The organism is Microbacterium barkeri, assembly GCF_027921765.1.
GTDB lineage: Bacteria > Actinomycetota > Actinomycetes > Actinomycetales > Microbacteriaceae > Microbacterium > Microbacterium barkeri.
Genome location: NZ_BSEJ01000010.1, coordinates 76,991 through 89,328, shown reverse-complemented (window position 1 = coordinate 89,328; position 12,338 = coordinate 76,991). Strand labels below are relative to the sequence as shown.

Below are 12,338 nucleotides of genomic sequence, written 5' to 3'. Positions count from 1 at the left end.
GCCGGCCGTCGCCCTCTCGTGCGTGCGGGCTCAGCCCGTGAAGGTCTCGACCTTGACGATCTCGACGGGGATGTCCTTGCCGTTGGGCGCCTGGTAGCTCGTCTTCTCGCCCTCCTTGAGGCCGAGGATGGCGGCGCCGAGCGGGCTCTGCTCGCTGTAGACGTCGAGGTCGGTGCCTCCGGCGATCTCGCGGCTGCCGAGCAGGAAGCGCTCCTGGTCGCCGAACACGACCGCCGTCACGACGGTGCCGGGCTCGACGATGCCGTTGGACTCGGGGGCGACGCCGACCTTCGCGTCCTTGAGGAGCGCCTGCAGCTGGCGGATGCGCGCCTCCTGCTTCCCCTGCTCGTCCTTGGCCGCGTGGTAGCCGCCGTTCTCGCGGAGGTCGCCCTCCTCGCGGGCCGCCTCGATGCGCTTCGCGATCTCCTCACGACCGGTGGTCGAGAGGTGCTCGAGCTCGGCGGCGAGGCGGTCGTACGCCTCCTGCGTCAGGAACGGGACCTGGGTGTCATCGGACACGGTCTGTCTCCTTCGTGGATGCGCGGCCGAGGGGGCCGGCATATGTGAAGACGCCCCGGCAGGTCGCCGGGGCGTCGGATGGACTGACCGTCGATCTTACGGAACCCAGCAGGACTTCACAATTCCGGTCGTCGCCTCCGCGACGGTGGGGATGCTCTCGGTGTGCGAGGCCGACACGGCGTCGGACGGCGGGTACTCGACGATCCGCCAGCCGACCACGCCGAACTGCTCGTCGAGCGCCTCGAGCGCGCAGGCGACGCTCTCGCGCGAGCCCGAGGTGATCTGGAAGGTCACCGACACCTCGTGCTCGCTGCGCACCTCGTAGCCGAGATCGTCGAAATCGACCTCGGCGGCGGCGGTCTGCATCGTCGACCACCCGAACCACCCGACCGCGAGGGCGGCGAGCGCGATTCCCGCGATCCATGCGATGCGGCGCGAGCGGCGGGGGATTCGCCCGTAGCGCTCGTCGAGACGCTGCTGGATCGTCACGGCGTCGTCCTCTCAGGTCGGGCGAACTAGGCTGGGACTCCAGGCTAACCGCCTTTTCCCGGCGCCCCGTCTCGGGCGCCGCGCACCCCTGAGGAGTCCTCGATGCCCGCTCTCGCCGTGCTCGCCGCCACCCCGAGCCCGCAGCCGACCGTGGACCCGGACCTCGTCACGCCCGGCCCCCTCGGCTTCGCGACGATCGTCGTCCTCGTCATCGCGGTGTTCCTCCTCGTCTTCGACATGCTGCGCCGCGTGCGCCGGGCGCGGTACCGCGAGGAGGCGAACGCCGTGCTCGACGCGGAGGAGGCCGCCGCACAGGAGGCGGCCGCGCAGGAGGGCGCCGATCCGCGGGGAACCGGGACGGCGTCGGATGGCCGCGGTGAGACGGGCGAGGAGCCTACGCCGGGCCGTTGAACGCGGGATCGAGCGCGATGAGCAGCGCCCCCGCCCAGTGGCAGAGGAACGCGAGCACCGTGCACACGTGGAAGATCTCGTGGAATCCGAAGTGGCCCGGCCACGGGTTGGGCTTCTTGATCGCGTAGACGACCGCGCCGGCCGAGTAGAGGAGGCCGCCGACGATCACGAGGACCATCATCGTCCGGTTCGCCTGGAAGAGATCGCCCATGTACATGACGGCCGCCCAGCCGAGCACGAGGTAGAGGGCGACGTAGAGCCACCTCGGGGCGCCGATCCAGAACACCCGGAAGAGGATCCCGAGGAGGGCTCCGGTCCAGACGAGCACGAGCAGCAGCACGCCCTTCGACGGCGGCAGCGCGAGCACGCCGATCGGCGTGTACGTGCCCGCGATGAGCAGGAGGATGTTCGCATGGTCGATCCGCTTGAGGATCAGACGCGTGCGGGGCTTCCAGTGGAAGCGGTGGTAGAGCGCCGAGTTGCCGAAGAGCAGGAGCGACGACGCGGCGAAGACCGCCGACGCGGCCTTCGCCGCCGCGCCGTCGGCGAGCGCCACCAGGACGATGCCCGCCACGATCGCGACGGGGAAGGTCCCGGCGTGGATCCAGCCGCGCCACGACGGCTTGGGCTCCTCGTGGGCGTCCGCGCGCGCGGCATCCATCAGCGGGAGCCGGGGCACGCCGTCCGGGGTCTGCGCGGGCGTGTGCTCGTCGGAGGTCATGGTCTGACAGTACGCGCCAGCGCATGCCGTGAGCGGCACGCGGACGCCCGGAGTACGCTCGGAGGGTGATCAGCGAGCGGTCGGCGGCAGGACGGGGGCCTCTGTACCGTCTCTACATCTCGCGGCTGCACCGGCAGATCGATCCGGCGAAGGTGCCCCACCACGTCGCGATGATGATCGACGGCAATCGCCGCTGGGCGCGTCAGCTGGGCTACGAGACGCCGGCGCACGGGCACCGCGCGGGCGCCGCGAAGATGCGCGAGTTCCTCGAGTGGTGCGAGGCCATCGGCGTCGAGGTCGTCTCGCTCTACCTGCTCTCGCACGACAACCTCCGCAAGCGCGACAGCCGCGAGCTGCAGGATCTCATCGAGATCATCGCGGGGCTCGCGGGGCAGCTCTCCCGACGACGGGACTGGCGCGTGCAGCACGTGGGACGCTCCGAGGGCCTTCCGGACTTCCTCCTGTCCGCCCTGCGCGACGCGGAGGAGCGCACCCGCGGCAACAGCGGGCTGCACGTCAACCTCGCGGTCGGGTACGGCGGACGCCACGAGATCGTCGACGCCGTCCGCAGCATCATCCGCGAGCACGGGTCGAACGGGGGCACCCTCGAGGATCTCGCCGCGCACCTCACGCCCGAGCAGATCGCCGAGCACCTCTACACGGGAGGTCAGAAGGACCCCGACCTCGTCATCCGGACGAGCGGCGAGCAGCGCCTGAGCGACTTCCTGCTCTGGCAGAGCGCGCACAGCGAGTTCTACTTCCTCGAGGCGCTCGGCCCCGACCTGCGCGAGGTCGACTTCCTCCGCGCCATCCGCGACTTCGGGTCGCGAGACCGGCGCTTCGGCCGCTGACGCGCGCAACCTCGCGGACCCCCGCCTCTGCGAGAATGGAGGCGTGACCACCCTCGCAGACCTCACCGCCTCGTTCGACGTGGAACCGGGCTATCTCGACTGGGCGCGGTTCGGCCCCCTCTCCCGCACCGTGCGCGAGGAGGCGATGGCCGATCTCGAGCTGCTCGGCTCCGGTCGCGAGAGCGGGATCGGCCTCGTGTCCGGCCGTGCGGACGAGGCGCGCGCGGCGATCGCCGGCCTCCTGCGCGTGGACCCCGCGGAGGTCGCCCTGCAGCCCTCGACCACGCACGGCCTCGCGCAGGCCGTCTACGGCGTCACGGGCGGCGTCGTCGCGTCGCCCCTCGAGTTCCCCAGCATCCCCGTGACGATCGCGCGGGCCGCGACCGCCCTCGGCCGCATCGTGCCGCAGTGGATCGCGCCCGAGCACCGGTTCGTCACGCCCGAGGCCGTCGCCGAGACGATCGACGAGTCCACGAGCGCCGTGGCCGTGAGTCTCGTCGACTTCCGCACCGGCTACCGCGCCGACCTCGCAGGCATCCGCGAGGTCATCGGCGACGACCGGCTGCTCATCGTCGACGCGACGCAGGCCGTCGGCGTCGTCGACGCCGAATGGACGGCCGCCGATGTCGTCGCCGCGCACGGATACAAGTGGCTGCGGGCGGGGCGGGGCACCGGCTTCGCGTGGTACGGCCGACGGGCGCGCGTCGCGCTCGACCCGGTGCTCTCGGGCACCACCGGCACGGACGCCGACGACCTGCCGTACGACGTCGTGCCCGTGCCGGCGCCCGCGCCCGATGCCCGCGCCTTCACGGTCTCGCGCCCCGACCCCCTGGCGGCCGCGCGTCTCGCGTCGGCGGTCGGCGAGGTCGCATCCGCGGGCATCGCCGAGATCGAGGCGGCCGTGGCGGAGCGCGCCGGACGCATCATCGAGATCGCCGACGCGCACGGCATCGAGGTCGTGACGCCGCGCGATCCGGCCCGACGCGCGGGCATCGTCGCCCTCGACCCCGGGGCACGTCATGTCGGAGCCCTCGGCGCCGCCCTCGCGAACGCGGGGGTGACGGCGACGGCGCGATCCGGATACGTCCGCGTGTCGCCGCACGTCGCGACCGACGACGAGACGCTGCGGATGCTCGACGACGCGTGCGCGGTCTTCGTGCAGACGCGCGTGGGCTGACCTCGCCGCGTTCACGAGATCTTCATCCGCCCGTCAGCGTGTCCATGCGCCGCAGACGGCCCCGGCGGTCGTAGCTTCGGATCACCGGGCAAGGCGTCCGGTCGGGTCGGCCGTCAGGACTGCGACTCGTGGCCCCAGGTCGACTCGTCGAATCCGGGCGGAAGCCCGGGGTCGGGAGTGTGACGTGGCCACCACGACGGGCGTGAGCACCAGCACTGTCAGGAAGACCGGGCGGCGGTCGACGACGCGGGAGGCGCAGGACCTGCGCACCTACGTGCTCGACACCTCGGTCCTGCTGAGCGATCCGAGGGCGTTCTTCCGCTTCGCGGAGCACAGCGTCGTGATCCCCGTGGTGGTGATCACCGAGCTCGAGGGCAAACGGCACGATCCGGAGATCGGCTACTTCGCACGCGCCGCGCTGCGGCACCTGGACGAGCTGCGCGTCGAGCACGGGCGCCTCGACTTCCCCGTGCCCGTGGGCGAGGGCGGCACACTGCGCGTCGAGCTCAACAACACCGACCAGAGCGTGCTGCCCAGCGGCATCCGCCTCGCCGACAACGACAGCCGCATCCTCGCCGTCGCCGCGCACCTCGCACAGGACGGACAGAGCGTCACGATCGTCTCCAAGGACCTCCCGATGCGCGTGAAGGCCGCCTCTCTCGGCCTCGCGGCAGAGGAGTACCTCGCCGAGCAGGCGGTCGACTCGGGCTGGACCGGGATCGCGACCCTGCAGGTCTCGGGCGACGAGATGTCGGACCTCTACGAGAGCGAGGTCGCGCTGCACGACGACGCACGGGGGCTCCCGGTCAACACCGGCCTCGTCATCCAGTCGGAGCGGGGCTCGGCGCTCGGCCGCGTCACGGGCGACGGCGAGCTGCGCCTCGTCCGCGGCGACCGCGAGGTGTTCGGCCTGCACGGGCGCTCGGCCGAGCAGCGCATCGCGATCGACCTCCTCCTCGACCCGACCGTCGGCATCGTCTCCCTGGGCGGGCGCGCCGGAACGGGCAAGTCGGCGCTCGCGCTCTGCGCGGGGCTGGAGGCGGTGCTCGAGCGCCAGCAGCAGAAGAAGATCATCGTCTTCCGGCCGCTGTTCGCGGTGGGCGGTCAGGAGCTCGGCTACCTGCCCGGCGACCAGGCCGAGAAGATGAACCCCTGGGGCCAGGCGGTCTTCGACACGCTCGGCTCCGTCGTGTCGCAGAACGTCCTCGACGAGGTCGTGGAGCGCGGGATGCTCGAGGTGCTCCCGCTCACGCACATCCGCGGCCGCTCGCTGCACGACGCGTTCGTGATCGTCGACGAGGCGCAGTCGCTCGAGCGCAACGTGCTCCTCACGGTGCTGAGCCGGATCGGGCAGGGATCGAAGGTCGTCCTCACGCACGACGTGGGGCAGCGCGACAACCTGCGCGTCGGCCGTCACGACGGCATCGCGAGCGTCATCGAGTCGCTCAAGGGACACGATCTCTTCGGGCACGTCACGCTCACGCGCAGCGAGCGCTCGGCGATCGCGGCCCTCGTGACCGACCTGCTGGAGGTCGGCGAGCTCTCCTGACGTGGGCACGGCGACGGCGGCGGGGCAACGTCCCCGCCGCCGTCGCCGTGCGTATCCTCGGATACCGGTCGGCATGTCGGCCGACGCACGAGGAGACGAAGGAGTCACGGCCATGGCACAGGACCCAGCCCCGCGCATCGCCCCCGAGACCGAGGCGTCGCCGCCCGTCGCCGTTGCAGACGACCGCCGCTGGACGCCGCTGCGCATCGTGATCTGGACGGCCATCGCCCTCCTCGGCGGCGTCGCATGGACCATGCTCGCGATCGTGCGCGGCGAGACGGTGAACGCGATCTGGTTCGTCTTCGCCGCGGTGTGCACGTACCTCGTGTTCTACCGCTTCTACGCGAAGTACATCGAGCGGAAGATCGTGCGCCCGGATGACCGTCGCGCGACGCCCGCGGAGTACCGGTCGGACGGCAAGGACTTCGTCCCCACCGACCGGGTCGTGCTGTTCGGCCACCACTTCGCCGCGATCGCCGGCGCAGGGCCCCTCGTGGGCCCCGTTCTCGCGGCCCAGATGGGATACCTCCCCGGCACCATCTGGATCATCGTGGGCGTCGTCCTGGCCGGCGCGGTGCAGGACTACCTCGTGATGTTCTTCTCGATGCGCCGCGGCGGCCGCTCGCTCGGCCAGATGGCGAAGGATGAGCTGGGCCGCTTCGGCGGCGCCGCGGCCATCCTCGCGACGCTCCTCATCATGATCATCATCACGGCCATCCTCGCGCTCATCGTCGTGAACGCCCTCGGCGAGAGCCCGTGGGGCGTGTTCTCGGTCGCCATGACCATCCCGATCGCGCTGTTCATGGGCGCTTACCTCCGCTGGATCCGCCCGGGCCGCATCCTCGAGGTCTCGATCATCGGGTTCGTCCTCCTCATGGCGGCCATCGTCGGCGGCGGCGCGATCGCGGCGACCGAGTGGGGGCAGGCCCTCTTCCACCTCGACCGCGTGACGGTCGCGTGGGCCATCATCGTGTACGGCTTCGTCGCCGCCGTCCTGCCCGTGTGGATGCTGCTCGCGCCGCGGGACTACCTCTCGACCTTCATGAAGGTGGGCGTGATCGTCGCGCTCGCGGTCGCGATCGTCTTCGTGCGTCCCGAGATCTCGGTGCCGGCGTTCAGCGAGTTCGCGAGCGGCGAGACGGGGCCGGTATGGAGCGGGCCGCTGTTCCCGTTCCTCTTCGTCACGATCGCCTGCGGCGCCCTCTCGGGCTTCCACGCGCTCATCTCGTCGGGCACGACGCCGAAGATGATCGAGAAGGAGAAGCAGACGCGCTTCATCGGCTACGGCGGCATGCTTATGGAGTCGTTCGTCGCGGTCATGGCTCTCGTCGCCGCCGTCTCGATCGACCGCGGCATCTACTTCGCGATGAACTCCTCGGCGGCGGCCACTCTCGGCACGGTCGAAGGGGCGGTGGCCTGGGTGAACGGGCTCGGGCTGACCGGCGTCTCGCTCACGCCGGACGCGCTCACCACCATGGCCCAGCTCGTGGGGGAGGAGTCGATCGTGTCGCGCACGGGCGGCGCCCCGACCCTCGCGGTCGGGCTCGCGCTCATCATGGGCCAGTGGATCGGCGGCAGCGGCATGATGTCGTTCTGGTACCACTTCGCGATCATGTTCGAGGCGCTGTTCATCCTCACGGCGGTGGATGCCGGCACGCGCGTCGCACGGTTCATGCTCCAGGATTCGATCGGCAACGTCGTGCCGCGGTTCCGCGACACGTCGTGGCGGCTCGGAGCGTGGATCTGCACGGCGATCATGGTCGCCGGCTGGGGAGCGGTGCTCATCATGGGCGTGACGGATCCGCTCGGCGGCATCAACACGCTCTTCCCGCTGTTCGGCATCGCCAACCAGCTGCTCGCCGCGATCGCCCTCGCGGTCGTGCTCACGATCGTCGCGCGGCGACGGACCTTCGGGGCGCTCTGGATCGTGGCGCTCCCGCTCGCGTTCGTCACGGTCGTGACGACGGTCGCGTCGCTGCACAAGATCTTCTCGGGCGTGCCGGCGGTCGGCTACTGGGCGCAGCACGCCGCATTCCGCGATGCGCTCGCCGCGGGGGAGACCTCGTTCGGCACCGCGCCGAGCGTCGCGGCGATGGAGGCGGTCGTGCGCAACACGGCGATCCAGGGGACGCTCTCGATCATCTTCCTCGTGCTGACGCTCATCGTGCTCGTCGCGGCGATCGTCCGCGTCGTGCAGGCGCTGCGGTCGACCGAGACGATCGACAACGAGGACGCGCCCGTCCCGTCGCGCCGGTTCGCCCCGGCAGGGCTCATCCCCACGGCGGCGGAGCGGGCCGCGCAGCGCGAGTGGGATGCGCTGCCCGCGGAGCGCCGTCCCTCGCGGGGGCACTGATGGCCATCCGACTGCTTGCGCCGCTGGCCGCCGTGGGCAGCGTGTGCGCGCGCTTCGTCTCGGGGATGACCGGGCAGTCGCGGTACGCGGCGTACCTCGCGCACGAGCGAGAGCGCCATCCCGACCGCGAGCCGCTCACCGAGCGGGAGTTCTGGCGCGAGATTCACCGCGCGCAGGACCTCGATCCCGGCGGGCGCTGCTGCTGACAGCCGAGAGGGCCGGTCGGCGAGGGGTCTCCTCGCCGCCCGGCCCTCTCGCGTGGACCGGTCAGACCTCGTCGGTCGTCTCGGACGGCTGCTGCCCGTTCTCGCGCTTGCGGCGGGCGAGGAACGCCAGGCCCGCGGTCGCGAGCGCACCGGCGCCCGCGAGCAGGCCGCCAACGACGCCGCCGCCCGTGGGCGACAGCGGGGCGTCGGGGCCCGGCGAGGGCGCGGCGCTCTGCGACGGCGACGGGACCGGCGTCTGCGACGGAGCCCGCGTGGGCGCCTGGGTCGGGGTCGCCGTGGGGCTCGCGCTCGGCGTCGTGGTGGGCGTCGGAGTCGACGTCGCGGTGGGCGTCGGCTCAGGCGTCGCGGTGGGCTCCGCCGTCGGCGTGGGCGTCGGCGACGGCGCGGCCACGGGCATCACCTGGACGACCGTCGGGCGGGGGCCGGCGAACGTCCCGCCGCCGGCGCCCGAGAGCGGGGCCTGCTTCATGCTGTCCGGGAACGTCGAGGTCTGCTCCTCGAACGAGCCGTCCTCACCCGGGTGCTGCACCGACACGAACACGTGCCATTCGTCGTCGTGGATGACGGGGCCGCAGGTCTCGGCCTCACGCGGCACCGACAGGAACTGCTCGACTCGGCCGCGCTGGTCGCCCTCGAGGCCGACGCGGAAGAGGCCGTCGTTGAACCCGATCGTGCTGGGCGCGCCGTCCGTCGAGATCCAGAGGTTGCCCGCCGTGTCGAAGGCGAGGTTGTCGGGGCACGAGATGGGCGAGACCTCGTCGACCGGGAAGCCGGAGAAGTACGCCGAGTCGTTGCGCGCGGGGTCGCCCGCGACGAGGAGCAGCGTCCAGCCGAAGGTGCGCGCGGTCTGGTCGCCGCCATCCTCGGTGATCTCGATGATGTGCCCGTCGCGGTTCTCGGTGCGCGGGTTGACCTCGTCGGGGCCGGCCTTGCCCTCCGTGCCGCGGTCGCTGTTGTTCGTGCACGCGACGTAGACACGGCCGCTCGTCGGATGCGGCTGGACGTCCTCGGGACGGTCCATCTTCGTGGCGCCCGCGCGGTCGGCCGCGAGGCGCGTGTGCACGAGCACCTCCTCGACCCTCATCCCGTCGACGGCCGATGCGCCGTCGACGACGAGGGGGAGCCACTCGCCCGAGCCGCCGAAGCCGCCGTCGGAGGGCAGCGTGCCCGAGCCGTCGATCTCGGTCGCGGGCGAGTCGCCCGAGAAGCGCGCGACGAAGAGGTCGCCGTTCTCCAGCAGCGTCATGTTGTGCGCGCGGTCGCCCTCCACGTACGTGTCGCGGGAGACGAACTTGTAGAGGTAGTCGAAGCGCTCGTCGTCGCCCGTGTACGCCACGACCCTGCCGTTCGCGGCGACGATCACGTTCGCGCCCTCGTGCTTCAGGCGGCCGAGAGACGTGTGCTTGCGCGGCGTCGAGGACGGGTCGGTCGGGTCGATCTCGACGATCCACCCGAACCGGTTGGGCTCGTTCTCATAGCCGGGGGTGCGCGCGTCGAACCGCGGGTCGACGTTCTCCCAGCCACGCGCGGTCTCCTCGTCGGCGAGGCCGTAGCGCTGCTCGGCCTCCGAGAGGCCGGACGAGCGGAAGTAGCCGTCGAAGTTCTCCTCGCCGCTGAGGATGGTGCCCCACGGGGTCGTGCCGCCCGAGCAGTTGCCGAAGGTGCCGAGGACGGTCCTGCCCTCCGGATCGGCGACCGTGCGCAGGAGCTCGCTGCCTGCGGCGGGCCCGGTGAACGCGTAGGGAGTGTCGTCGAGGAAGCGGCGGTTGAGGGCTCCGCCCACGACGGGCGTCCACGGCGCGGTCTCGCTCGTGCGCGTGAGCTCGACGACGCTGAGACCGTGCGCCTTGAGTCCGACGCGGCGCACGCGCTCGACGTCGCTCTCGAGCTGCTCGGCGGGGAACATCACGTTCTCGTTCGTGTACTCGTGGTTCACGAAGAGGATGGCGGTGGTGGCCGAGGTGCGGATGATGTCGGTGTAGTCGACGTTGTAGCCGAACTGCCGGGCCTGGGCCTCGGGCGTCTGGTTGAGGGCGTCGAAGGCGGGGCTGTCGGCGAAGAGCGGGTCGCCCCAGCGGATGATGGGGGTCCAGTCGAATCCCTCCGGGACGACGAAGCTGTCGACCGTGTACGCGACGGGGTCGATCGGGGCGAAGCCGAAGGCGCCGGTCTCGCCCACGGCGGCGTAGGCGGTGCCGGTCGACGCGGCGGCGCGCTGCCCGGCCAGCGACGGCGCCAGCACGATCGCGGCGGCGCCGGCCGCACCGAGGCCGAGGAGAGCGCGGCGGGAGAGCTGGGCGTCGACGATGTCGCGGAAGTAGCCGTTGCCGGACGTGTTGCACACGCCCTTCGCGCAGGCGTTGGCGCACTTGAGGTGGCAGGTGACGGCGCTTCGCTTGCCCTTGACGTGCTGCGCCATGGGCAGCGTGCGGCCCAGGTTGATGACCATGTTCGACTGTCTCCTTCTCGCGGGCGGGGGAATCCCTTGTCGATCAGGCCCCGGAGAGCCCTCGCCACCACCTCACCGATGCCGGGTGTCCGGCAGGTGAAGCGGCGGCGAACGCCGGCTGACGCCCCGGGCACGGCTCGCATGCAGAGGGCCCGGGCGGACGATCGTCCACCCGGGCCCTGAGAGCGGGCTCCGCGTCAGCCCGCGTGCGTCATCGAGAGCAGGTCGAGCTTCTCGTCGAGCTGCTCCTCCGTGATCTCGCCGCGCTCGACGTAGCCGAGGTCGATCACGGCCTCGCGGACCGTGATGCCCTTCGCCACGGAGTGCTTGGCGATCTTCGCCGCCGCCTCGTAGCCGATCACCTTGTTGAGCGGCGTCACGATCGACGGCGACATGCCCGCGAAGGCGGCCGCGCGCTCGACGTTCGCCTCGAGACCCGCGATCGTCTTGTCGGCGAGCACGCGCGAGGCGTTGGCGAGGAGGCGGATCGACTCGAGCAGCGCGGTCCCCATGACCGGGATCGCCACGTTGAGCTCGAAGGCGCCCGACGCGCCGGCCCACGCGATCGTCGCGTCGTTGCCGATGACGCGCGCGCAGACCATGAGGGTGGCCTCGGGCACGACGGGGTTCACCTTGCCCGGCATGATCGACGAACCGGGCTGGAGGTCGGGGATGTGGAGCTCGCCGAGCCCCGTGTTCGGCCCCGAGCCCATCCAGCGCAGGTCGTTGTTGATCTTCGTGAGCGAGACGGCGATCGTGCGGAGCGCGCCCGATGCCTCGACGAGACCGTCGCGGTTCGCCTGCGCCTCGAAGTGGTCCTTCGCCTCGGTGATGGGCAGGCCGGTCTCGGCCGCGAGCAGCGCGATGACCTTCTGCGGGAAGCCGAGCGGCGTGTTGATGCCGGTGCCGACCGCGGTGCCGCCCAGCGGGACCTCCGCGACGCGGGGGAGCGACGCCTCGACGCGCTCGATGCCGAGCCGCATCTGGCGGGCGTATCCGCCGAACTCCTGGCCGAGCGTCACGGGCGTCGCGTCCATGAGGTGCGTGCGGCCGGACTTGACGACCGACTTCCACGCCTCGGCCTTCTCCTCGAAGGCCTTCGCGAGGTGGTCGAGCGCGGGCACGAGGTCGGTGATGAGCGCCTCGGTGACGGCGACGTGCACCGACGTCGGGAAGACGTCGTTCGACGACTGCGAGGCGTTGACGTGGTCGTTGGGGTGCACGGGCGAGCCGAGGCGGTCGGACGCGAGCGTCGACAGGACCTCGTTCATGTTCATGTTCGACGACGTGCCCGACCCGGTCTGGTAGGTGTCGACGGGGAACTGGTCGTCGTGGGCGCCGGTGGCGACCTCGTCGGCCGCGGCCGCGATGGCGTCGGCGATCGCGCCGTCGAGCGTCCCGAGCTCCTTGTTGGCGAGGGCCGCCGCCTTCTTGATGCGCGCGAGCGCGGCGATCTGGCGCGACTCCAGGCCCTTGCCCGAGATGGGGAAGTTCTCCACGGCGCGCTGCGTCTGCGCGCGGTAGAGGGCGGTCGCGGGGACGCGCACCTCGCCCATGGTGTCGTGCTCGATGCGGTACTCGATCTCGGTCAC

11 protein-coding genes are annotated in these 12,338 nt (G+C 71.5%); 6 read left to right on the top strand and 5 right to left on the bottom strand.

The features are described 5' to 3' along the window. Window positions 1-30: 30 nt before the first annotated feature. The gene (gene greA, locus PKE79_RS11205; protein WP_271173775.1) at window positions 31-519 is read right to left on the bottom strand and encodes a transcription elongation factor GreA; all 489 of its coding nucleotides are present in this window, start codon (window positions 517-519) and stop codon (window positions 31-33) included. Between the two features lie 96 nt (window positions 520-615). Continuing rightward, window positions 616-1,008 (bottom strand): DUF4307 domain-containing protein, encoded by a 393-nt coding sequence (locus tag PKE79_RS11200; RefSeq protein WP_271173774.1) that lies wholly within the window; start codon window positions 1,006-1,008, stop codon window positions 616-618. Between the two features lie 102 nt (window positions 1,009-1,110). On the opposite strand from PKE79_RS11200, the gene PKE79_RS11195 reads away from it, so the two are divergent. Next, the gene (locus PKE79_RS11195) at window positions 1,111-1,419 is read left to right on the top strand and encodes a hypothetical protein (RefSeq protein ID WP_271173773.1); all 309 of its coding nucleotides are present in this window, start codon (window positions 1,111-1,113) and stop codon (window positions 1,417-1,419) included. Here the strand turns inward: PKE79_RS11195 and trhA are convergent. Next, entirely contained in the window at window positions 1,403-2,140 is a 738-nt protein-coding gene (gene trhA / locus PKE79_RS11190) for a PAQR family membrane homeostasis protein TrhA (RefSeq protein WP_271173772.1), read from the bottom strand. The genes PKE79_RS11195 and trhA overlap by 17 nt on opposite strands. A 65-nt stretch (window positions 2,141-2,205) precedes the next feature. Between trhA and PKE79_RS11185 the strand changes: the two genes are divergently transcribed. From PKE79_RS11185 to PKE79_RS11165, 5 genes are all read left to right on the top strand, one after another. Then, the gene (locus PKE79_RS11185) at window positions 2,206-2,991 is read left to right on the top strand and encodes an isoprenyl transferase (protein ID WP_271173771.1); all 786 of its coding nucleotides are present in this window, start codon (window positions 2,206-2,208) and stop codon (window positions 2,989-2,991) included. Window positions 2,992-3,034: 43 nt separating this feature from the next. Then, the gene (locus PKE79_RS11180) at window positions 3,035-4,168 is read left to right on the top strand and encodes an aminotransferase class V-fold PLP-dependent enzyme (protein WP_271173770.1); all 1,134 of its coding nucleotides are present in this window, start codon (window positions 3,035-3,037) and stop codon (window positions 4,166-4,168) included. Window positions 4,169-4,370: 202 nt separating this feature from the next. Next, on the top strand, window positions 4,371-5,717 hold the full coding sequence (phoH2, locus tag PKE79_RS11175) for an RNA 5'-3' helicase PhoH2 (protein ID WP_271173769.1): 1,347 nt from the start codon (window positions 4,371-4,373) through the stop codon (window positions 5,715-5,717). A 112-nt stretch (window positions 5,718-5,829) separates the two neighbouring features. Then, complete coding sequence (locus PKE79_RS11170; protein WP_271173768.1) at window positions 5,830-8,070, top strand: carbon starvation CstA family protein; 2,241 nt, start codon at window positions 5,830-5,832, stop codon at window positions 8,068-8,070. Continuing rightward, window positions 8,070-8,276 carry a YbdD/YjiX family protein gene (locus PKE79_RS11165; RefSeq protein ID WP_271173767.1) on the top strand — a complete coding sequence of 69 codons (207 nt, stop codon included), beginning with the start codon at window positions 8,070-8,072 and terminating at the stop codon, window positions 8,274-8,276. Before PKE79_RS11170 ends, PKE79_RS11165 begins: the two co-directional genes overlap by 1 nt. Window positions 8,277-8,337: 61 nt before the next feature. Here the strand turns inward: PKE79_RS11165 and PKE79_RS11160 are convergent, their stop codons facing one another. Further along, entirely contained in the window at window positions 8,338-10,746 is a 2,409-nt protein-coding gene (locus PKE79_RS11160; RefSeq protein WP_374727736.1) for a PhoX family protein, read from the bottom strand. Between the two features lie 197 nt (window positions 10,747-10,943). After that, window positions 10,944-12,338, bottom strand: a complete 1,395-nt coding sequence (locus PKE79_RS11155) for a class II fumarate hydratase (protein WP_271173766.1) — start codon at window positions 12,336-12,338, stop codon at window positions 10,944-10,946.

Bases quoted from the DNA above. Each gene is read 5' to 3' on its own strand.
- PKE79_RS11195 (WP_271173773.1), top strand. From the start codon at position 1,111: ATGCCCGCTCTCGCCGTGCTCGCCGCCACCCCGAGCCCGCAGCCGACC.
- trhA (WP_271173772.1), bottom strand. From the start codon at position 2,140: ATGACCTCCGACGAGCACACGCCCGCGCAGACCCCGGACGGCGTGCCC.
- PKE79_RS11170 (WP_271173768.1), top strand. From the start codon at position 5,830: ATGGCACAGGACCCAGCCCCGCGCATCGCCCCCGAGACCGAGGCGTCG.
- PKE79_RS11165 (WP_271173767.1), top strand. From the start codon at position 8,070: ATGGCCATCCGACTGCTTGCGCCGCTGGCCGCCGTGGGCAGCGTGTGC.
- PKE79_RS11160 (WP_374727736.1), bottom strand. From the start codon at position 10,746: ATGGTCATCAACCTGGGCCGCACGCTGCCCATGGCGCAGCACGTCAAG.